The organism is Cedecea sp. NFIX57 (genome assembly GCF_900177785.1).
Classification (GTDB): domain Bacteria; phylum Pseudomonadota; class Gammaproteobacteria; order Enterobacterales; family Enterobacteriaceae; genus Cedecea; species Cedecea neteri_C.
Map to the genome: position 1 here is coordinate 129,515 of NZ_FXAS01000006.1, position 18,739 is coordinate 148,253.

Annotated in this window: 21 protein-coding genes; 11 read left to right on the top strand and 10 right to left on the bottom strand. The window is 55.7% G+C overall.

Annotated elements, in window-relative coordinates; genetic code table 11:
* Nucleotides 1–80: 80 nt before the first annotated feature.
* Nucleotides 81–1,499 (top strand): aldehyde dehydrogenase family protein, encoded by a 1,419-nt coding sequence (locus tag B9Y90_RS06785; protein WP_085540689.1) that lies wholly within the window; start codon nucleotides 81–83, stop codon nucleotides 1,497–1,499.
* Between the two features lies 1 nt (nucleotide 1,500).
* A complete protein-coding gene (locus B9Y90_RS06790; protein WP_085540690.1) occupies nucleotides 1,501–2,430 on the top strand; it encodes an AraC family transcriptional regulator in 930 nt (309 codons plus the stop codon).
* On the opposite strand, the gene tam is transcribed toward B9Y90_RS06790, so the two are convergent.
* A complete protein-coding gene (gene tam / locus B9Y90_RS06795) occupies nucleotides 2,427–3,185 on the bottom strand; it encodes a trans-aconitate 2-methyltransferase (RefSeq protein WP_085540691.1) in 759 nt (252 codons plus the stop codon). The genes B9Y90_RS06790 and tam overlap by 4 nt on opposite strands.
* 66 nt (nucleotides 3,186–3,251) lie before the next feature.
* Here tam and B9Y90_RS06800 point away from each other — a divergent pair, with 66 nt between their 5' ends.
* The gene (locus B9Y90_RS06800) at nucleotides 3,252–3,542 is read left to right on the top strand and encodes a hypothetical protein (RefSeq protein WP_039293158.1); all 291 of its coding nucleotides are present in this window, start codon (nucleotides 3,252–3,254) and stop codon (nucleotides 3,540–3,542) included.
* Nucleotides 3,543–3,581: 39 nt separating this feature from the next.
* On the opposite strand, the gene ydfZ is transcribed toward B9Y90_RS06800, so the two are convergent.
* Nucleotides 3,582–3,785 carry a putative selenium delivery protein YdfZ gene (ydfZ, locus tag B9Y90_RS06805; protein WP_039296773.1) on the bottom strand — a complete coding sequence of 68 codons (204 nt, stop codon included), beginning with the start codon at nucleotides 3,783–3,785 and terminating at the stop codon, nucleotides 3,582–3,584.
* A gap of 270 nt (nucleotides 3,786–4,055) precedes the next feature.
* Between ydfZ and B9Y90_RS06810 the strand changes: the two genes are divergently transcribed.
* Together B9Y90_RS06810 and B9Y90_RS06815 are read left to right on the top strand one after the other, a co-directional pair.
* Nucleotides 4,056–4,958, top strand: coding sequence for an alpha/beta hydrolase (locus B9Y90_RS06810; protein ID WP_085540692.1), 903 nt, complete (start codon nucleotides 4,056–4,058; stop codon nucleotides 4,956–4,958).
* A gap of 147 nt (nucleotides 4,959–5,105) precedes the next feature.
* Nucleotides 5,106–5,363, top strand: coding sequence for a MafI family immunity protein (locus B9Y90_RS06815; RefSeq protein WP_039293162.1), 258 nt, complete (start codon nucleotides 5,106–5,108; stop codon nucleotides 5,361–5,363).
* A 45-nt stretch (nucleotides 5,364–5,408) separates the two neighbouring features.
* Here B9Y90_RS06815 and B9Y90_RS06820 read toward each other — a convergent pair whose 3' ends face one another.
* The 3 genes from B9Y90_RS06820 to ftrA all read right to left on the bottom strand — a co-directional run bounded on the left by B9Y90_RS06820 (nucleotide 5,409) and on the right by ftrA (nucleotide 7,182).
* Complete coding sequence (locus B9Y90_RS06820; RefSeq protein ID WP_008459111.1) at nucleotides 5,409–5,768, bottom strand: RcnB family protein; 360 nt, start codon at nucleotides 5,766–5,768, stop codon at nucleotides 5,409–5,411.
* Between the two features lie 192 nt (nucleotides 5,769–5,960).
* The gene (gene mgtS, locus B9Y90_RS26375) at nucleotides 5,961–6,056 is read right to left on the bottom strand and encodes a protein MgtS (RefSeq protein ID WP_008459108.1); all 96 of its coding nucleotides are present in this window, start codon (nucleotides 6,054–6,056) and stop codon (nucleotides 5,961–5,963) included.
* Between the two features lie 121 nt (nucleotides 6,057–6,177).
* Nucleotides 6,178–7,182 carry a transcriptional regulator FtrA gene (ftrA, locus tag B9Y90_RS06825; protein ID WP_085540693.1) on the bottom strand — a complete coding sequence of 335 codons (1,005 nt, stop codon included), beginning with the start codon at nucleotides 7,180–7,182 and terminating at the stop codon, nucleotides 6,178–6,180.
* Nucleotides 7,183–7,247: 65 nt separating this feature from the next.
* Between ftrA and B9Y90_RS06830 the strand changes: the two genes are divergently transcribed.
* The gene (locus tag B9Y90_RS06830; RefSeq protein ID WP_085540694.1) at nucleotides 7,248–7,637 is read left to right on the top strand and encodes a rhodanese-like domain-containing protein; all 390 of its coding nucleotides are present in this window, start codon (nucleotides 7,248–7,250) and stop codon (nucleotides 7,635–7,637) included.
* Here the strand turns inward: B9Y90_RS06830 and B9Y90_RS06835 are convergent.
* Both B9Y90_RS06835 and B9Y90_RS06840 read right to left on the bottom strand, forming a co-directional pair.
* Complete coding sequence (locus B9Y90_RS06835; protein WP_085540695.1) at nucleotides 7,634–8,377, bottom strand: sulfite exporter TauE/SafE family protein; 744 nt, start codon at nucleotides 8,375–8,377, stop codon at nucleotides 7,634–7,636. The two genes, B9Y90_RS06830 and B9Y90_RS06835, sit on opposite strands and share 4 nt — an antisense overlap.
* Nucleotides 8,370–8,729, bottom strand: a complete 360-nt coding sequence (locus B9Y90_RS06840; protein WP_085540696.1) for an antibiotic biosynthesis monooxygenase family protein — start codon at nucleotides 8,727–8,729, stop codon at nucleotides 8,370–8,372. Before B9Y90_RS06840 ends, B9Y90_RS06835 begins: the two co-directional genes overlap by 8 nt.
* 75 nt (nucleotides 8,730–8,804) lie before the next feature.
* Here B9Y90_RS06840 and B9Y90_RS06845 point away from each other — a divergent pair, with 75 nt between their 5' ends.
* Complete coding sequence (locus tag B9Y90_RS06845; protein WP_085540697.1) at nucleotides 8,805–9,485, top strand: ArsR/SmtB family transcription factor; 681 nt, start codon at nucleotides 8,805–8,807, stop codon at nucleotides 9,483–9,485.
* Between the two features lie 154 nt (nucleotides 9,486–9,639).
* On the opposite strand, the gene nifJ is transcribed toward B9Y90_RS06845, so the two are convergent.
* Nucleotides 9,640–13,167, bottom strand: coding sequence for a pyruvate:ferredoxin (flavodoxin) oxidoreductase (gene nifJ, locus B9Y90_RS06850; RefSeq protein WP_085540698.1), 3,528 nt, complete (start codon nucleotides 13,165–13,167; stop codon nucleotides 9,640–9,642).
* 212 nt (nucleotides 13,168–13,379) lie between these two features.
* Here nifJ and B9Y90_RS06855 point away from each other — a divergent pair, with 212 nt between their 5' ends.
* Nucleotides 13,380–13,721: a cupin domain-containing protein gene (locus B9Y90_RS06855; protein WP_254902667.1), complete on the top strand. Its 342-nt coding sequence runs from the start codon at nucleotides 13,380–13,382 to the stop codon at nucleotides 13,719–13,721.
* Between the two features lie 152 nt (nucleotides 13,722–13,873).
* Nucleotides 13,874–14,140, top strand: a complete 267-nt coding sequence (locus B9Y90_RS06860) for a putative hemolysin (protein ID WP_008461385.1) — start codon at nucleotides 13,874–13,876, stop codon at nucleotides 14,138–14,140.
* Here B9Y90_RS06860 and hslJ read toward each other — a convergent pair whose 3' ends face one another.
* Both hslJ and B9Y90_RS06870 read right to left on the bottom strand, forming a co-directional pair.
* Nucleotides 14,141–14,572 (bottom strand): heat shock protein HslJ, encoded by a 432-nt coding sequence (hslJ, locus tag B9Y90_RS06865; RefSeq protein WP_085540699.1) that lies wholly within the window; start codon nucleotides 14,570–14,572, stop codon nucleotides 14,141–14,143.
* A gap of 121 nt (nucleotides 14,573–14,693) precedes the next feature.
* Nucleotides 14,694–15,683 (bottom strand): 2-hydroxyacid dehydrogenase, encoded by a 990-nt coding sequence (locus B9Y90_RS06870; protein WP_085540700.1) that lies wholly within the window; start codon nucleotides 15,681–15,683, stop codon nucleotides 14,694–14,696.
* Between the two features lie 212 nt (nucleotides 15,684–15,895).
* Between B9Y90_RS06870 and B9Y90_RS06875 the strand changes: the two genes are divergently transcribed.
* Together B9Y90_RS06875 and B9Y90_RS06880 are read left to right on the top strand one after the other, a co-directional pair.
* Nucleotides 15,896–18,541 (top strand): YdbH family protein, encoded by a 2,646-nt coding sequence (locus tag B9Y90_RS06875; protein ID WP_085540701.1) that lies wholly within the window; start codon nucleotides 15,896–15,898, stop codon nucleotides 18,539–18,541.
* On the top strand, nucleotides 18,538–18,729 hold the full coding sequence (locus tag B9Y90_RS06880; protein WP_085540702.1) for a YnbE family lipoprotein: 192 nt from the start codon (nucleotides 18,538–18,540) through the stop codon (nucleotides 18,727–18,729). Before B9Y90_RS06875 ends, B9Y90_RS06880 begins: the two co-directional genes overlap by 4 nt.
* Nucleotides 18,730–18,739: the final 10 nt, after the last annotated feature.

Consider the following 18,739-nt stretch of genomic DNA (forward strand, 5'->3'; position numbering starts at 1 on the left):
ATCAAACAGGATTGCGCTACAGGAAAACGGCCGTGTTGGACGACACTTTAAGCGTCAAACACACCCCCTGGAGCGCAAAAATGAAAACTATCGACACCCTCTATATTAACGGTCAGCACGTCACGCCCCACGGCACTGAGGTGCTGACCTTGATTCATCCCGTCAGCGAGCAACCTGTCGCTCAGGTTCGCCTGGCAGACGAAGAAGACACCCGCCTTGCCATCGCCGCCGCAAAAGCCGCTTTTCCGCAAATGCGCCTATCAAGCCGTGAACAAAGAATGATTTGGCTGCAACTGCTGCACGACGCAGTGAAAGCGCGTGAAGAAGAGCTGGTTGAGACCATGGTGGACGAATACGGTTGCCCGGTCGCTTTCGCCCAAAGCACCGTGGCTCGCTCGTACAACAGCTTCCTGCAGGCTATCGATCTGCTGAAAGACTATGCCTTTGAAACCCAGGCGGGAATGGCGAAAGTCGTCATGGAGCCGCTGGGCGTGGTGGGACTCATTACCCCGTGGAACGCGAACTACGGCTTTATCGCCGGCAAACTGTCGATGGTGATTGCCTCCGGCAGCACGGCGGTTATTAAGCCCAGCGAACTCAGCGCCCGGCAAACGGCGATCATCACAGAATGCTTGCACGCAGCCGGGCTGCCTGACGGCGTGATTAATATCGTTACCGGCCTGGGTAACGTGGTTGGAGCGGAAATTACGCGTCATCCGGACGTGGCTAAAATATCGTTCACTGGCTCAACGGCGGTGGGCAAAACGATTGCCCGCGATGGGGCGGCCACCATGAAGCGCGTAACCCTTGAACTGGGCGGCAAATCTGCCAACGTTCTGCTGGACGATGCCGAACTCGACACCGCCATTCCTTTGGCGCTGCAGGTGATGAGCTGGAACAGCGGCCAGGCCTGTATCGCAGGGACACGACTGCTGGTGCCAGAAAGCAAGCTGGAAGAGGTCAAAGCGCAAATCCTCAAATATCTGCCTATTCTGGTACCAGGCAACCCACGGGATCCGAAAACAAACATCGGAGCCGCCGTGACCGCCCGCCAGTATCAGCGCGTGCAGGAGTATATTCGTAGCGGGATTGCCGAAGGTGCGGAGCTGCTTAGCGGAGGAGAAGGGCGTCCGGAAGGACTGGAAAGCGGTTATTTTGTCAAACCGACGGTATTTGTGAACGTGCGCAATGATATGACCATCGCCCAGCAGGAAATTTTTGGCCCGGTGCTGTCGGTCATTACCTACCGTGATGACGCCGAAGCGGTGCAAATTGCCAACGATACGGTTTACGGCCTGCAGGCTTACGTCAGCGGTAAAAACGCAGAACGCACGGCTGCCGTTGCCAGCCAGCTTATCGCGGGGCGCGTGTTCGTCAACGGCGTTTATGATGAACCGCTCGCGCCGTTCGGCGGTTTTAAACAGTCTGGTCTTGGCCGCGAATTTGGCACTTACGGGCTGGAAGCGTATCTTGAACCCAAAGCCATCATGGGGCAGTAATATGCAACAAACCGAGCGGCCTTCGGGCCGCATTATTGAAGAATTGCAACAGCGTGTCGCCCGTCGTTACCCGGCGGGCAGCGGCGGGGTGAAAGAGCTGAGCTGCGCGCTGCCGTGGCTCAGCTTTATTCGTATCGAACAGCCGACATTGCTCAATCGCGGAATGCTTTCCCCGTCCATGTGCATGGTGCTGCAGGGTAGCAAAAAAATGCTGATCGGTGACAATGTCACGGAATATGGCCCAGGCAGCTATTCACTGGCCGCCGTGGATATGCCGGTGTCCGGGCAGGTGACCCGTGCCAGCGAAGCAGAGCCTTACTACGGCGTGCGTATCGACCTCGATGGGAAAGAAATTGCCGACCTGATCATGGACATGAACGTGGTGCTGCCGGACGGCAACGGGGAGAAAACCGGGGCCTGGGTCGCCGCCGCAGAAGAAGAGCTCCAGGCCGCTTTTCTGCGCCTGGTCACGCTGCTGGACAGCCCGCAGCATCTGCATGCCCTCGCACCGCTCATCAAGCAAGAAATACTTTACCGGCTGGTCATCGCTCCCGCAGGGGCTTCATTCTGGAAGCAGGCGCTGGGCTGGGCGCAGGGCAAAGGCGTGGGGGAAGCCATTAACTGGATCAAACAGAATTACGCCGAGCCACTGGTCATTGATGAGCTGGCGAAGCGCGTCGGCATGAGCGCTTCCAGCCTGCATCACCGCTTCAAAGCCCTGACGATCATGAGCCCGCTTCAATACCAGAAACAGCTTCGCCTGCTGGAGGCCCGCCGCCGTTTATTGAGCTGCGAAGGCGATGTGGCCAGCGTTGCCTGGAAAGTGGGGTATGACTCTCCCTCCCAGTTTAACCGTGAATACCGCCGGGCATTTGGTGCATCGCCGCTGCAGGACATTGATGCCCTGCGCCAGCAGGGCACTTCGTTTTAGGCCGTTTTCCGCGCCACAATAAACAGGCGGGGGAACGGCATCAGCACGTTCCCGTCATGCTGCTTGCGGTAGGCACGCTGCAGCAACTGGTGGTAGCGCTCAAGAAACGCTTCTTGCTGAATGGCGTCCAGCCCGTTCAGATAAGGCCGCAAACCTGTTGAGCTTAACCATTCAATGATCGCGCGGGCGGACGGCATGACGTGGAAATACGTCGTGCGCCAGATATCCACCGTGCAGCCGCTTTCGGCCAACAGATCGTAATACTCCTGAGCCGTCAGCAAGGCTTCGCGGCTCGAACGTGAGATCCCCAGTTCATCTGCCACCTGGCGCATCAGGGTATGCGTGGGTTCCTGCCAGTTATCGGGCATTTGCACCGCCAGCACGCCGCCGTCTGCCAGTTGCGCGGCGAGATGCGGGAAGACCTGCTTATGGTTGGCTATCCACTGTAGAGAAGCGTTGGCGAATATCACATCCTGTTTTACAGCGGGCTGCCAGGTAGCGATATCCGCCTCTTCAAAGCGGCAGTCGGGTAACGCGGCGCCGGCTTTGGCGAGCATCGCGGGAGAGTTGTCCAGCCCGGTGATCGTGGCCTTTGGCGCCAGATTACGCAGCAGCGCAGTGGAGTTGCCAGGGCCGCAGCCCAAATCGGTAAAAGTGTTTGCGCCAGGGTGGTTAATTCGGGCAACCAACTCAGCGGCCGGGCGGGTACGTTCAGCTTCAAACTGCAAATAGAGCGCGGGGTTCCAGTCCTGCATCGTTTTATCCTCGTTGCTTTGCTAACATTGCCGACAAATTATTTTATACGCTATTGAAGGTAACGCATGGCTAAACATCCGGTTGGCAAATATTTGAGACTAGAGCTCACCCATAACGACAATGACCTGCTGATTTATGTGGTGAAGGGCAGCCGCATCGAAGACATGCCGCCTGACGAAGACGAGGATTATCCGGGGGAAATGCACCTTGCGATGCCGAAAATGAACCGTGAGCTGGATGCCGAGCTGGCGCGTTTGCTGGATGAAGCCTCCGGTGGTGACGTTATCGTGATTATCTGTGCCGCTGACAGCGTGTTTGAACACGGATTTTCGCAGGTCAGGGCGCTGCGCAAATAACATCAGTTACCCGGCGGCAGGCCGGGTAATTTTTAGCAATTAATGTAAGCCCAGGCGGAATAATTCCGTCGGTTCAAATTGCCCTTCACAACCTTCCACTTCCACGCATTTGCTGCGGCGAATCTGCTCGGCATTCTTACCTTCACCGTGAATGGCTTTAATCAGCCCGGTTTTGCCTGTGCCGTTAATCAAAACTCGGCTGCCGGTAGTAATGGCATTACGGTTGCGATCCCAGGTCATCATCATGTTGAGCACTCCTCTTAACGAATGAAACAGTTTGACCGGAGACTATTTAAGGCCGATGTGAGGCAGAATTCATTAATCAAAATCAAATTGTATGATGAATTGGTAATTATTTTGCGGCCAGTAAAGTGGACGGCCTGATTTCCAGGATGTGGTATTTCTCCATAATTAACTCAAGCGAAACGGCTGGTTACGTATTACTGGTTTAGAATATGACTTTAGACACACTCTTTTGGCATAGTGATTAACCTGTGTTGTCAGGAGCTTACTATGGATCGTCGCCATTTTATTATCTGTGTTACTGCTGGTTTACTCGCGGCTAAAGCGGGCGTTTCTTTTGCTGCATCGGGCGTGAAACGCACGGTTATTCCGCTGTGGAACGGCACACCTCCCGGCGGCGGTGGGCCGACAGGGAGTATTCAGACTTCGGCGCGCGGAGCGCAAAGCAATATTGCGATCCCCATTCTGACCGTGATTGAACCCGAATCACCTAATGGGCATGCCGTGCTGGTGGCTGCGGGCGGGGGATATAAACGCATTGAAATGGGGTCAGAAGCGTGGCCGGCGGCAGAATGGCTGGTGGCACGAGGGTACACGGCTTATGTGCTGAGTTACCGTTTACCGTCGGAAGGCTGGGCTGACGGCAATTCGGTTGCCTTGCAGGACGCACAGCGCGCCTTGAGAATCGTACGCGATCGTGAACATAACGTCAGCGTGCTGGGCTTTTCTGCCGGCGGGCATTTGCTTGGCCTGGCCGCCACGCGCCCCGATTTTCGTTCGTATCCAAAGCAGGATCGTTTAGACGATAAACCCGCCTTTGCCGACAGCGCGGCGTTAATTTACCCGGTGATTACGCTGGAAAAACCTTATGAGCACACCTCTACCCATAAAATTCTGGTCGGGAAGGATGCTTCATCAGCCGAGAATGCCGCCTGGTCCGTGCAGAATTATGTCACCCCACATTCGCCGCCGTTCTTCCTGGTGCAGGCAGAAGACGACCCCATTTCCGACCCGCAAAATACGCTGATTATGGCTGCGGCCTGTGAGCAGCAGCATGTTCCGGTTGAAATGCATCGCTACAGTAGCGGTGGCCACGGTTTTGGCATGGGTAAACCTGGCACGCCAACCATGAAATGGCCCGAGCATTACGCGAAATGGTTGGCGAAAAGTTAGTGCTGGATCGGTATTTAAAATAAGTATTACGTAGCCCCTCAAGAATTTTCTCCGCAATCCGATATCCATAGGGATGTATTTCGGCAGGATGCCGTTTCCCATTCCCAATGATGGCACGCAAATAACAATTAACTTTACGTGGTCAATATGGATATCAACGAAAAAATCAAAACCTTTGGTGAGGCTCTTAAAAACCGGCTCGATTCGTCACTCATTGACTTTGCGCTGGAATATATCGATTTTTCAGAAAATGTACTGGCTTTTGAAACGCTGTGTGGACATATCGCAAATTATCAGGTGCGTATTAGCCCTGATGAGTACAGGCAGGTATTGGATATTGCGGGGCTACTGGAGATCGATAATCAATATGCTGAAATCGATCCCCTGAGAAATTTATTAAATTAAACCCTTTCGGTGTTAGGGATATCCAGCCTCAGGGTTGGATTATCCTTAGTGCTGATAAAATATATCACCCGCCATTGCCTGAAGGATCTTTCCTTCGGCGTCGGTAATTAAGACATAGTTGCCGCCCATGTAAGTCCAGTGGCTACCGGCCTGTGGCGCAGGAAGGTGGCGAAGCTGCCAGCTTTTGATGTTATAGGGTTCGGTACGATAGATGTCTGGCGCAATGTCGCCGATCTTGTACATTTTGAAATCTGAGGAGAATTCTTTCAGTTCATAGGACTGTGCCGACGTGCCCGGTGCCGTCGCTTTTAGTTGCTTGTCCCCTGAATAGGCAAAGGCCAGAGAGGGCAGCGCGCCCGCGAGCCATACCGCTGTTAATACCGCTACTTTTGTTGACTTGCGCATAAATTCTCCAGAGTGAATCCAGTCTGCTTTTGTTGATTCCGTATAGGAAGACAACAAATTGTGCCGATTTACTCATTACGCGCTGTATTTTTTTGTTAGCAAATCCTCCACCGTGCTGGAGCAGAAATGAAAACGCCTCCCGGAAAGTTTATTTCGCGAGAGGCGTCGTAGGCGGGGGAAGGTCACCGTTCATTAGTCATCCCATTTGTGGCTAAACCAGGCGGCAAGGAAACCGGAAAATAAGATGAATCCCAGTACTGCCATAAATACGTTCATGTTCCCTAACATAGTTAATCCTCCAGATTACTGCATTTCTATAGAAATACCTCGCGTGATAAAAAAGGGTTTACTCAGATGAGTGGAGCTATCATACCGTACACAACTTAAACAATCCCTAACCGCTGGTAAATTATTCGTTTTGTGAAGTAAATGAGTTTCTGTATGTGCCGGGTGACGTCCGAAGATGTTTCCGGAAGTGATGGCGCAGCGTCGCCGCCGAGCCAAACCCGGTTTTTTCAGCAATATGTTCTATCGGCAGGGTGCTGTTTTCCAACAGTTCCCGGCAGCGTTTAAGGCGGGTTTGCAGCAGCCAGGCGGCGGGCGTGATGCCCGTGGCGGCTTCGAAGCGGCGTAAAAAAGTCCTCGGGCTCATGCCGACAAAGGCGGCCAGGCGTGCTACGGAGTGCCGCTCGCTTAAATGGCGTTGCAGATAATCAAACAGCGGCGCAAAGCGTTCGCCTTCGTACTCCACGGGGACGGCTTGTTCGATAAACTGCGTCTGGCCTCCCTCGCGATGAGGCTGCACGACTAAGCGCCGGGCTACGCTGTTTGCTGCGGCGGCACCAAAATCCCGGCGCACCATATGCAAGCCAAGGTCAATCCCCGCCGCGCTGCCCGCCGAGGTCAAAATATTCCCGTTATCCAGATAAAGCACGTCAGGGATCACTTCGATCTTCGGATAACGCGCCTGTAGCGCTTCGGTATAGCGCCAGTGGGTGGTTGCCCGCTGGCCATCAAGCAGGCCTGTTGCCGCCAGCACAAACACGCCGGAGCAAATGGACATCAGGCGTGCGCCGCCCGCATGTGCCGCACGCAATGCCTCAATAAGCGATTCTGGCACGGGTTGATCGATCCCACGCCAGCCAGGAACAACAATCAAACTGGCTTCAGCCAGCAAATCCAGCCCGCCATCCACCGCCAGACGAATACCGCCCATCCCCCGCAGCTCGCCTGGCTCAATGCCGGCGACGGTAAAGCGATACCAGCTCTCGCCCAGCTCGGGGCGCGGCAGGCCGAAAATTTCTACGGCCACACCGAATTCGAACGTGCAAAGGCCATCGTAAGCCAGCGCGACAACGAGAGGATTTTTAGGCAGGGCGGCTAATTTTGTCATGATATTTACGCTAATTGTCATTCGTGCCTGCTGTCAAGCATCCGTCGCGGCGTCAGAATCAAAGCGCACACCAAAAGGAGATAAACATGAGCTACGTGACTGATTACCCAGCGGCTGATCCAGAAACTGTCGCCGCCTATTACTTGCAAAAACTGTCGCTTGAAACCGACTGTGCCGACGTCAACGCGGCGATCCAGAGCGGCGATCTTGATTTTGTGCTGCTGCACGTGGTGGGGTCCGATGAAACATTTGCCCGGCGGCACCTGCCGGGGGCTATTCATTTGCCACACAGGTTCATCACTGAATCCCGCATGGACGAATGGCCCGACGACACGCTGTTTGTGGTGTACTGTGCCGGGCCGCACTGCAACGGCGCCGACCGTGCGGCATTAAAACTTGCACAGCTCGGCAAGTTAGTGAAGGTTATGCCCGGCGGCATAACCGGCTGGGAAGATGAAGGTCTGCCTTTCGCCTAAATTAATGCGCGGAGCACCATGTCGCCGCCAAGCAGAACCAGGCAGATCAGGAAGCCGCGCTTAAAGGCCAATGGGCTGATGCGTTTGCGAATACGCTGGCCGGCAAACAAACCGATAAGCGCGGCAACCACCGCCATGACTGACGTGCTGATGGCGATTTCCTGCAGCGCACCGTGCCACCAGAGCCCGGCGGCGAGTGCAAGTGTCGAGAAGGTAAAGGACAGCCCGAGCGCCTGTACCAGCTCATCGCGCTCAAGCCCCAGCGACTGAATATAGGGCACGGCGGGGATCACAAACACGCCTGTTCCGCCGGTCAATAAACCAGTAAGGAAACCGATCAGCGGCGAAAGCCAGCGTTCGTGGTGGGCGGGAACATAAAGTGGCCTGGCAAACAACGTCCATAACGCATAAACGATCAGGGCAATGCCCAGCGCCACGGTGGTTGCATGGCTGCTGCCCGAAGCCAACAGGCTACTGCTGGCGAGGGTGCCCAGCACAATGGTTAGCATCATCGGCCACAGGCGTTTGAGCAATTCAGCCAGGTTGCCCCCTTCATAAAGCTGGAAAATATTGGTCAGAAAAGAGGGTAAAAGCAGCATGCCAGCAGCCACAACCGGAGAGATCAGTGACCCTAAAATCCCCATGGCAACGGTCGGCAGGCCCATGCCCGTTACGCCCTTCACGGTACCAGCAAGCACAAAAGTGGCGGCAATGGCCAGACTCAGGCTGAGATCATGCATGGGGGCTTTCCTTGTGTGCGTCACGACTGTCCAGCGGAGCCTGTTCGCGATCAAACATGCCATAATCCCGGATCACACCCGCCACCCTGAGCCGGTAATCGTTGAATACCGAGTCACGTCCCTGATGCTGAACATTGCGGTGTAATTCCTGATTGCGCCAGTGCAGCACGGCGGCCTCATCGCACCAGAACGAAAGCGACAGGATTTTTCCCGGTTCGCTAAGGCTTTGAAAACGTTCAATGGAAATAAACCCATCAATATCGGCAAGCAGAGGTTTTAGCTCTGCCGCCAGTTCAAGATAGCGGCTATAGTGTCCTTCTGCAGGCAGGACTTCAAAGATTACGGCGATCATCAGGTTGCTCCTTATTATTCTGTCGTGCTAACCCTAATCCATCGCCACACAGGACGCTTCGCTGAGCATCGAAATATGGAAACAGATTTTCTCGAAACCCGACTTGCCGCCGTTGCCGCCGCCATTGCGGACAAAACCCGGGCCAGCATGCTGTGCGCGTTAATGGATGGCCGGGCCTGGACGGCAACCGAACTGAGCATTATGGCGAATGTGGCCCCGTCCACGGCCAGCAGCCATCTGGCAAAGTTAATGGAGCAGTCGCTAATTACCTGCGTGCAGCAGGGGCGACACCGCTATTACCGGCTGTACAGCAGCCAAATTGCCGGGGCACTGGAAGGGTTAATGGGATTAGTGGGGCGTGATGACGCGGTTATGCGCACTAAAACACCCGGTAATCTTCGTTATGCCAGAACCTGCTACGACCATATGGCAGGGGAAATTGCGGTGGCACTGCATGACGCATTATTTCGCCTTAACTGGCTGGAAGGTGAAGAGTATTCCGTTACTGCCCACGGCAAAGAGCAACTGCAGCTCCTGGGGGTAAACATAGAACACAGTGCATCACGTCGCCGCTATGCCTGCGGCTGCCTGGACTGGAGTGAAAGACGCGAACATCTGGGGGGGCAGTTAGGGAAAGCGTTACTGCACACCTGCGAGCAGAAAGGGTGGATGCGGCGGGATTTAGTCAGCCGAGAGCTTCATGTGTCCGAGAGCGGTAAGCGCAAGTTAGCAGGGATGTTTGGGGTGGTGTTCTGACAGCGTGCCTGGCACTAGTGTTTTTATTCAAGGCACTACAGTTTTTGGTTTTGCCCCTCTCCCTGAAAGGAAGAGGGGATAAAAAATGCGCCACTGTTTGTTTTCCCCTTCTCCCTTTTCAGGGAGAGGGCCGGGGTGAGGGTGATCCTCCCGGTTACTCGCTAACCTTTTCCGCTTTACCCGCCAATTGTGCCAGGAAGTCATACCGCTTCTGCAAATCGGCGGCGGCATCTATCCACAGCTGCTCGGCGACTTCCGGCTGCTGGGCGTTCAGGCGGCGGAAACGCTGCTCCTTCATTAGCGTATCGGCCAGCGCATCAGACGGTGGACGGGAATCCAGCGTCAGCGGCAGTTTGCCTTCGTCCGCGCGGCGCGGGTCGAAGCGGTAGAGCGGCCAGAAGCCGGTGGCGGTCAGCTGACGCATCTGGTCGTGGCTCAGCGCCAGATCGTAACCGTGCTCTTCGCAAGGGCTGTAGGCGATGATCAGTGACGGGCCAGGATAAGCCTCCGCTTCCTGAATGGCTTTCATCGTCTGGTTAAGCTGTGCCCCCAGTGAGATCTGCGCGACGTAAACATGGCCGTACATCATCATGCTGACGCCCAGGTCTTTACGCGCTTTGCGCTTGCCGTGCTCGCCAAACTTGGTGACGGCACCCAGCGGCGTGGCTTTAGACGCCTGGCCGCCAGTGTTGGAGTAACACTGCGTATCCAGCACCAAAATGTTGACGTTTTCGGTCAGGCTCAGCACGTGGTCGAGGCCACCAAAACCAATGTCATAGGCCCAACCGTCACCGCCAATCAGCCAGATAGATTTCTCCACCAGCGCGTCGGCATCGGTCACCAGCTGACGGGCATCGGCATCGTCAATGTCCGCCAGATGTTTACGCAGCTCGGCAACCTGTTCGCGGCGAACTTCCGGCGTCGCTTCCGCGTGAAGCTGCTCATTAAGCTCGGCAGGAAGTTTATCGGCAAACTGGCCGAGTAAACGCATGACGCGGGCGCGGTGCTGATCCACCGTCAGGCGGAAGCCCAGCCCAAATTCGGCGTTATCCTCAAACAGCGAGTTGGCCCAGGCCGGCCCGCGGCCGTTGGCGTCGGTGGTGTACGGGGTGGACGGCAGGTTACCGCCGTAAATAGACGAACAGCCCGTGGCGTTCGCAATGAGCATCCGGTCACCGAAGAGCTGGGTGAGGATTTTAATGTACGGCGTTTCGCCGCAGCCGGAGCAGGCCCCAGAGTACTCAAACAGCGGCGTGAGCAGTTGCGAAGTACGAATGTCGATACGTTCCAGGCTGGTACGGTCGATTTCCGGCAGCGCGAGGAAGAAGTCATAGTTCTCTTTCTCTTCTTCAACGTGTTCAAGGCGAGACAGCATATTAATGGCCTTGATTTCCGGGTTCTGGCGATCTTTTGCCGGGCAGACTTCTACGCAAAGGTTACAGCCGGTGCAATCTTCCGGGGCGACCTGCAGGACGTATTTCTGGCCGCGCATATCCCGGGACTTCACGTCCAGCGACTGCAGGGCTTCCGGGGCGCCTTCCATTGCTTCAGGCTGAACCACTTTGGCACGAATAGCCGAATGCGGGCAGGCGGCGACGCAGTGGTTGCACTGGGTACAAATATCCGGCTTCCAGATAGGAATCTCTTCGGCGATGTTGCGTTTTTCCCAGCGGGTGGTGCCCATCGGCCAGGTTCCGTCCGGCGGCAGAGCGGAAACCGGCAGGGCATCGCCCAGGCCAGCGAGCATCGCGGCGGTGACGGTTTTTACAAAATCAGGCGCAGCGTCGGAAACGACCGGCGGACGCATCGCGCTTGCCGGGTTAACGTCTTGCAGAGGCACTTCGGCGAGGGAGTCACGAGCCAGCGCCAGCGCCTGCCAGTTACGCTCGACGATTTCCGTCCCTTTGCTGCTGTAGCTTTTGGCAATCGCGCCCTGCAACTCTGCCAGCGCGGTGTCGCCAGGCAGGATCTGCGTCAGGTGGAAGAACGCCATCTGCATCACGGTGTTGATGCGGGCGCCAAGATGACACTCACGGGCGATCTTCGCCGCATTAATGACGTACAGGCGAGCCTGTTTCTGGTTGAGCACCGCCTGAACTTCCTGCGGCAGGCGGCTCCACACCTCGTCGGCGGCGTAAGGCGTGTTCAGCAGGAAAATACCGCCGGGCTTCAGGCGCTCAGCCATCTGGTACTTGTCGATAAACTGCAACTGGTGGCAGCCAACAAAATCGGCTTTCTCAATCAGGTAGGTGGAGTTGATCGGCTGTTCGCTCACGCGCAGGTGAGAAACCGTCAGCCCCCCGGCCTTTTTGGAGTCATAAACGAAATAACCCTGGGTAAACCACGGCGTGGAGTTACCGATAATTTTGATGTTGTTTTTGGTCGCAGAAACGCTGCCATCGCTGCCCAGACCATAAAACAGCGCTTCGAGTTTGGCGCGGTTCGGCAGGGTGTTTTCCGGCAACGGCAGCGACAGGTTGGTCACATCGTCGTAAATGCCCACGGTGAAGCGCGGGCGCGGTTTGGCTTCGCGTAGCTCGTTGAAGATAGCCAGCACGCATTCAGGGCCGAACTCTTTGGATGACAACCCGTAGCGGCCACCAATCACACGAGGCAACGCTTCACGATCGCCGCGGCTCACTGCTTCGGCAAGCGCGGTCATCACGTCGAGATACAGCGGTTCAGCAAGAGCACCTGGCTCTTTGGTGCGATCAAGCACCGCCACCTGGCGCGCGGTTTGCGGCAGAACTTCCAGCAAATGTTCGGCGGAGAAGGGACGGTACAGGCGGACTTTCAGCACGCCAACTTTCTCGCCACGGGTCAGCAATTCATCGACAACTTCTTCACAGGTGCCGACGGCGGAGCCCATCACGATAACCACGCGTTCCGCTTCCGGGTGGCCGTAATACTCAAACGGGCGATAGCTGCGGCCGGTGGTGGCGGCAAAGTCGTTCATCGCCTGTTCAACGTGAGCGTAAACCGCGTTGTACCACGGGTTGGTCGCTTCACGGGACTGGAAGTAAGTATCCGGGGTGGCCGAAGTCCCGCGAATCACCGGATGTTCCGGGTTTAGCGCGCGGGCGCGGTGTTCATCGATCTCTTTTTGCGGCAGCAGGCTGCGAAGGGTATCGTCCGCCAGCGGCACAATTTTGTTGATTTCGTGCGAGGTGCGGAAGCCGTCGAAGAAGTGAATAAACGGCACGCGGCTTTTCAGGGTCGCAATGTGGGAAATCAGCGCGAAGTCTTGTGCTTCCTGGACGCTGCTTGCGCACAGCATGGCGCAGCCGGTCTGGCGCACGGCCATCACGTCTGAGTGATCGCCAAAAATGGAAAGTGCATGGGTGGCCACGGTGCGCGCGGCAACGTGGAGAACAAATGGCGTCAACTGGCCCGCAAGCTTGTACAGCGTTGGGATCATCAGCAGCAAGCCCTGCGATGACGTAAACGACGTGGAAAGCGCGCCGGTTTGCAGTGCGCCGTGCACTGCGCCAATGGCTCCGGCTTCAGACTGCATCTCGACTACACGAGGGACATCTCCCCACACGTTCTTCCTGCCATCGCCTGACCAGGCATCGGCCTGTTCCGCCATTGTCGAGCTGGGAGTAATGGGATAGATGGCAATTACTTCGCTGGCACGAAACGCCACGGAGGCGACTGCGCCGTTGCCGTCGATAGTGATCATAAGACACCCTTACATTGCGCAAAATAAAGGGACTCGCCTGCCTGCCTTGAGTCCCGTAATAACCCCCAATTATAGTACGTCCATCTATCTGCTTGAAGTTGCTGAGCCTCCGAGTGCACAAATTGATCCAGGCCTGACGTGAAGGGTGAGTGAAATGTGTTACCTGAATATCTTATGGTGATTAAGAATTTGTAACGCAGGCGCGATGCGGTATGGATATCGTTTTCTCAGAAGAAGGCGAACAAATGTCTACAGGATCGTTACCAACGCTTGCGGAAACATTATCGGATGTCTGGCGTTCGCGGCTGCTTGGGCAAGTCGGGCGAGCCAACATTAAGCTGATCAAAATGGGGGGAGAGGGAATACCGAATGAGTCCCATGCCGGGTTTGCGGAGTTACTGGTGGTGATTGAAGGGCAGATGACGCTCGTGGTGAATGAGAAAACCTTCACGCTCGACGCCGGAGATTATTATCTTGTCCCTAAAGAGGCAGTACATCGCGTACTGCCTGGCAGCCACGGCACGCTGTTACTTATCGATGAAGAGCAGAGCTGAGCGCGAGCCGATCGGAAAACTCCGATGTTTTGCTTTGAAAGGTGATGTAAGCCACAAAAACCAACACATTTTATTGCGTTATGCTCTCGACGCAGCGGGAGCCATGCGCCATTATGCAAAGGTTTTGCATATTCAGACGGGAGAGAGAAGCCATGCGCGCTGCGTTTTTAGCCGGTTGTGCCGCACTGTTATTATCAGCTTGCAGTAATGAACCCCCTCAACAGGCCACTGCGGCCCACGTCCCTCCAGGCCTCAGGGCGGCGATGTCCAGCCAGGGCGAAGCGAACTGTGCGATGATTGGCGGTACGATGAGCGTTGCGCGTCAACTCGACGGCAGCGCAATTGGCATGTGTGCTATGCCGAACGGCAAGCGCTGTAACGAAAACTCGCTTGCCGCTGGCACTTGTGGCAGCTACTGATTAATTAACGAGATCGGCCAGTTTGTACGTCAGCGTATGCTGGCCGCTCTTCAGCACCAACTGTTGGTTAGCCAGAGAAACCTTGGCTCCGCTGGTCAGCATGTCATTAATGCGGTGATCCAGGTCGTTCAGCTGCGGTTCAACGCAAAGCATCATCGTCATGCCCAGACCTTTCACCTTCAGCGTATTGTTCTCGAGAGTCGCCTGGCCCATAAAGCGGTTACACATTGCGCCAGAAATATGCATGTTTTCACCGAAGCTCACCTCAGGCGCGCGCTTGCTGTTTTTCACGTCCAGAGGCTTGCCGTCTACGCTCTCCAGCACAAAGCGATGGTGCTGCAAATCTTGTGCAGTCACACTGCCTTTATCCGCCGGTTGGGCACAGCCCGCCAGTACAACGCTTGCCAGCATCAGTGAAGCAAACTTTTTCATCTCTTCTCCCTAAGGTTTATGTGTCATCAATGAAAGCGCGCCACTTTCGCAGGATGTGGCGCATGAATCAGTAAGGATATTCTTAAAATCAGCCCGCCTCCTGCGAGAGACGGGCGAAAAATCAATTCAACTGGTTCGGGCAAGGCTCGCCTTTTTCCAGCTGGCGCAGGTTTTCAAGCGTCGTTTCGGAAATGCTGATCAGAGCTTCTGCCGTCAGAAATGCCTGGTGGCCGGTAAACAGCACGTTGTGGCAGGCGGAAAGGCGGCGGAACACGTCGTCCTGAATCACGTCGTTAGACTTATCTTCAAAGAACAGATCGCGTTCGTTCTCGTACACGTCCATGCCGAGCGCGCCGATTTTCTGATGTTTCAGAGCGTCAATCGCCGCCTGAGAATCAATCAGTCCACCACGGCTGGTGTTGATGACCATCACACCATCTTTCATTTGATCAAAGGCGGACTGGTTCAGCAGGTGATAGTTTTCCGGCGTCAGCGGGCAGTGCAGCGAAATGATGTCGGACTGTGCAAACAGCGTTTCGAGGTCAACATATTCCACGCCTAAATCCAGTGCCGCTGCACTCGGATACGGATCAAATGCCAGCAGGCGCAGGCCAAATCCTTTCAGGATACGCAGCGCGGCAACGCCGATTTTCCCGGTGCCGATCACGCCTGCCGTTTTGCCGTGCATGGTAAAACCGGTTAAGCCTTCGAGCGAGAAGTTGGCGTCACGAGTGCGCTGGTAGGCGCGATGAATGCGACGGTTAAGGCACATCATCATCCCGATAGCGTGCTCGGCAACGGCTTCCGGTGAATAGGCGGGAACGCGAACTACCGGCATACCAAGCTCTTTCGCGGCGTCTAAATCGACGTTGTTAAAGCCAGCACAGCGTAGCGCGATAAACTTAACGCCGTGTTTTTTTAGCTCTTCCAGCACCGGGCGACTACCATCATCATTAACGAAAATACACACGCCGTCGCAGCCGTTGGCGGTTTTGGCCGTTTTTTCGCTTAGCAGGAAGTCAAAAAATTCAAGATCAAAGCCATACTCCTGGTTAACCTGCTCCAGATACTTTTTGTCGTACTGTTTTGTGCTATAAACCGCAAGTTTCATAAGACTTATCTCCAGAAAGGGTTGGTTCCAAAACTATCATGCTTAAAATAATCATACAATTTATAAACTGAAATTTTAACGGCAGGTGACTATTTCACTTTCCGGGCAGACTATGCTTACTACAGCCGCCGCCTTCACGCCCGGCCTGAATCGTGCCAGAATAATGACATATTTCGGCTTAAATTGTCGCTGAATCAGGATATTAACCACCCATGAAGGGTAAATATAAAGCCGCGCTTGCGCTGATACTTGCGTTGATTCTGCTGCCGCTGTCGCTGTTGCTCACGGTGGCCCACTGGCTGCCGACGCTCGCCGGTATCTGGTTGCCGCAGGGGACTCGTATCGCGATGGAGGCCAGCCCGCGTTTGCACAACGGGGCGATTGTGATTCCCGATCTTCGCTATCTTGCCGGGGAGTGTGAACTCGCAAGCTTAAAGGATGCGAGCCTCAGCCATCCAAGCCGCTGGCGGCTTCATCTCGCGGAGCTTAATCTCAACCCGGACTGCATCAGCAAGATCCCCGCCGATGATGTGCCTCCTGCCGCGCCACGTACCCTTGAAGAATGGCAGAAAATGCTGCCGAACACCTGGTTGACTATCGACCAGTTTAACGTCACGCCCTGGCTGCAATATGCTGGCGCGCTGCATCTTTCTCTGACCCCGCAGCAGCAGCAGCTCTATTATCAGGGGAAATTGCTCACGCTTTCCGCCACGCTTAAAGGGCAAAACCTGAAAATTAGCGATCTAAAAGTCGGGGCCTTCGAAGGGCTGCCGCCGCTTGAGCTGGTGGGTGATCTAACGCTCCCGCTGGTGCCGGATGGCCTGCCGACGGATGGGCAAGTGGCCACACAGGTGCAAATTCCGCAAGAACCGGACAGGCTGAACGTGGCCCTGAACTGGCATACCAACGCAGGCATGCTGACGGTGAAAAAATTATCAGGTGACGAGGCGCCGCTGCTGAACATTCCGTGGCGCCTGAGCGAAAATGCCCTTGAGATCAACGCCGGGCAGTGGCGCTGGCCTTATGAAGGTTTCCCGCTGGGCGGCGGGGTGTCGCTGAAAGTGGATAACTGGCAGGCCGGACTGGATAACGCCATCTTCACCGGGCGGCTGAATGTGTTGACTCAGGGTGAAGCCGGGAAAGGCAACGCCGTGCTGAATATTGGCCCCGGCAAACTCAGCCTGACCGACAGCGCCTTGCCGCTGCAGCTCACCGGAGAGGCGAAACAGGACCAACTGATTTTCTATGCAGCGCTGCCCGGCGAACTGACGGGTGCCCTGACCGACCCGACGCTGTTGTTCCATCCAGGCGCGCTGCTGCGATCTCGCGGCCGCCTGATTGAAACATTGAATATTGATGATGTGCGCTGGCCGCTGGCGGGCGTTCGTGTTTCCAGTAAAGGCATCGACGGCAGGCTGCAGGCTATCTTACGTGCCCACGACAATGAAATGGGGGCCGTGGAACTGCATCTGGACGGGAAAGCCAATGACTTCCTGCCGGACGCCGGGCTGTGGCAATGGCGCTACTGGGGCAAAGGCAGTTTCATACCGATGCAGGCGAAATGGGACGTTCGCGGCATGGGCGAATGGCGTGACAGCGCCATCGAACTGAGTTCGTTATCCACCGGTTTCGACAAACTTGAGTACGGCTCAATGCTGATGTCGAAACCCCGGCTTAGCCTGGACAACCCGCTGCGCTGGGAGCGAAATGAACAAAAAGAGGCTTTCACCGGCGATTTCTCGCTCGACGCAGGGGCAACAACCTTCAGCGGCGGCAGCACTTTGCCGCCATCGACGCTTAAATTCAGCGTCGACGGGCAAAACCCGACCTCTTTCTTGTTCAAAGGTAATTTACACGCCGGGAAGATTGGCCCGGTGCGTGTGGTTGGGCGCTGGGACGGGGAGCGCCTGAGGGGGAATGCGTGGTGGCCAAAACAAACGCTCACCGTATTCCAGCCGCTGCTGCCTGCCGACTGGAAAATGGATCTCAAAGGGGGCGATCTCTACGCCCAGGTGGCCTTCTCCGCAGCGGCTGGACAAGGCTTTGAAGCCGGGGGCCATGGCGTGGTCAAAAGCGGCAGCGTGTGGATGCCGGATAACCAGATCAACGGCGTCGACTTTGTGTTGCCATTCCGCTTTAGTGATTCGACCTGGCATCTTGGCACACGTGGGCCAGTCACGCTGCGCATTGCTGAGGTTCGCAACCAGATAGCGGCACAAAATATTACCGCCGATCTGGAAGGCTGGTACCCCTGGAGTGAGCAACAACCGCTGCTGCTGACCAACGTCAATGCGGATGTGCTGGGCGGCAAGATCTCCATGCAGCAATTGCGCATGCCGCAGCGGGACGCGGCACTCTTACGGCTGCAGGGGCTGTCCTCCAGCCAGCTTGTTACCGCCATTAACCCCAAACAGTTCAGTATGTCTGGACGCTTCAACGGCGCGCTGCCGCTGTGGCTCAATCACCCGCAGTGGATTATCAAAGATGGCTGGCTGACCAACCCTGGCCCGATGACGTTCCGCATGGACAAAGACATGGCGGACGCCATTGTGGACAACAATATGGCCGCGGGTGCGGCAATCAACTGGCTGCGCTACATGGAAATCTCGCGGTCCTGGACCCAGATTGACCTCGACAACCTCGGCGTCGTCAGGATGCGCTCCAGCGTGACCGGCATCAGCCACGTCGAAGGCAAGACCAACACCGTCAATCTCAACTATACCCATCAGGAAAACCTGTTTACTCTGTGGCGCAGTTTGCGCTTTGGCGATAATTTACAAACCTGGCTGGAAGAGAACGCCGCGTTACCAAAGGCTCGCTGCACCCAACCCGGCGAAGCCTGTGAGGAATCCAAATGAATGATTTTACCGCTCTACTGTTGGCCCCAGCGGCGCTGATGCTGGCAGGCTGCACGCCGCGCATTGAAGTGGCTGCCCCTAAAGAGCCGATCACCATCAATATGAACGTCAAAATTGAACACGAAATTCATATCAAGGTGGATAAAGACGTCGAAAGCCTGCTTAAAAACCGTAGCGATCTGTTCTGAGAAGGGGAAC

Bases quoted from the DNA above. Each gene is read 5' to 3' on its own strand.
- B9Y90_RS06785 (WP_085540689.1), top strand. From the start codon at position 81: ATGAAAACTATCGACACCCTCTATATTAACGGTCAGCACGTCACGCCC.
- B9Y90_RS06790 (WP_085540690.1), top strand. From the start codon at position 1,501: ATGCAACAAACCGAGCGGCCTTCGGGCCGCATTATTGAAGAATTGCAA.
- tam (WP_085540691.1), bottom strand. From the start codon at position 3,185: ATGCAGGACTGGAACCCCGCGCTCTATTTGCAGTTTGAAGCTGAACGT.
- B9Y90_RS06800 (WP_039293158.1), top strand. From the start codon at position 3,252: ATGGCTAAACATCCGGTTGGCAAATATTTGAGACTAGAGCTCACCCAT.
- ydfZ (WP_039296773.1), bottom strand. From the start codon at position 3,785: ATGATGACCTGGGATCGCAACCGTAATGCCATTACTACCGGCAGCCGA.
- B9Y90_RS06810 (WP_085540692.1), top strand. From the start codon at position 4,056: ATGGATCGTCGCCATTTTATTATCTGTGTTACTGCTGGTTTACTCGCG.
- B9Y90_RS06815 (WP_039293162.1), top strand. From the start codon at position 5,106: ATGGATATCAACGAAAAAATCAAAACCTTTGGTGAGGCTCTTAAAAAC.
- B9Y90_RS06820 (WP_008459111.1), bottom strand. From the start codon at position 5,768: ATGCGCAAGTCAACAAAAGTAGCGGTATTAACAGCGGTATGGCTCGCG.
- mgtS (WP_008459108.1), bottom strand. From the start codon at position 6,056: ATGTTAGGGAACATGAACGTATTTATGGCAGTACTGGGATTCATCTTA.
- ftrA (WP_085540693.1), bottom strand. From the start codon at position 7,182: ATGACAATTAGCGTAAATATCATGACAAAATTAGCCGCCCTGCCTAAA.
- B9Y90_RS06830 (WP_085540694.1), top strand. From the start codon at position 7,248: ATGAGCTACGTGACTGATTACCCAGCGGCTGATCCAGAAACTGTCGCC.
- B9Y90_RS06835 (WP_085540695.1), bottom strand. From the start codon at position 8,377: ATGCATGATCTCAGCCTGAGTCTGGCCATTGCCGCCACTTTTGTGCTT.
- B9Y90_RS06840 (WP_085540696.1), bottom strand. From the start codon at position 8,729: ATGATCGCCGTAATCTTTGAAGTCCTGCCTGCAGAAGGACACTATAGC.
- B9Y90_RS06845 (WP_085540697.1), top strand. From the start codon at position 8,805: ATGGAAACAGATTTTCTCGAAACCCGACTTGCCGCCGTTGCCGCCGCC.
- nifJ (WP_085540698.1), bottom strand. From the start codon at position 13,167: ATGATCACTATCGACGGCAACGGCGCAGTCGCCTCCGTGGCGTTTCGT.
- B9Y90_RS06855 (WP_254902667.1), top strand. From the start codon at position 13,380: ATGGATATCGTTTTCTCAGAAGAAGGCGAACAAATGTCTACAGGATCG.
- B9Y90_RS06860 (WP_008461385.1), top strand. From the start codon at position 13,874: ATGCGCGCTGCGTTTTTAGCCGGTTGTGCCGCACTGTTATTATCAGCT.
- hslJ (WP_085540699.1), bottom strand. From the start codon at position 14,572: ATGAAAAAGTTTGCTTCACTGATGCTGGCAAGCGTTGTACTGGCGGGC.
- B9Y90_RS06870 (WP_085540700.1), bottom strand. From the start codon at position 15,683: ATGAAACTTGCGGTTTATAGCACAAAACAGTACGACAAAAAGTATCTG.
- B9Y90_RS06875 (WP_085540701.1), top strand. From the start codon at position 15,896: ATGAAGGGTAAATATAAAGCCGCGCTTGCGCTGATACTTGCGTTGATT.
- B9Y90_RS06880 (WP_085540702.1), top strand. From the start codon at position 18,538: ATGAATGATTTTACCGCTCTACTGTTGGCCCCAGCGGCGCTGATGCTG.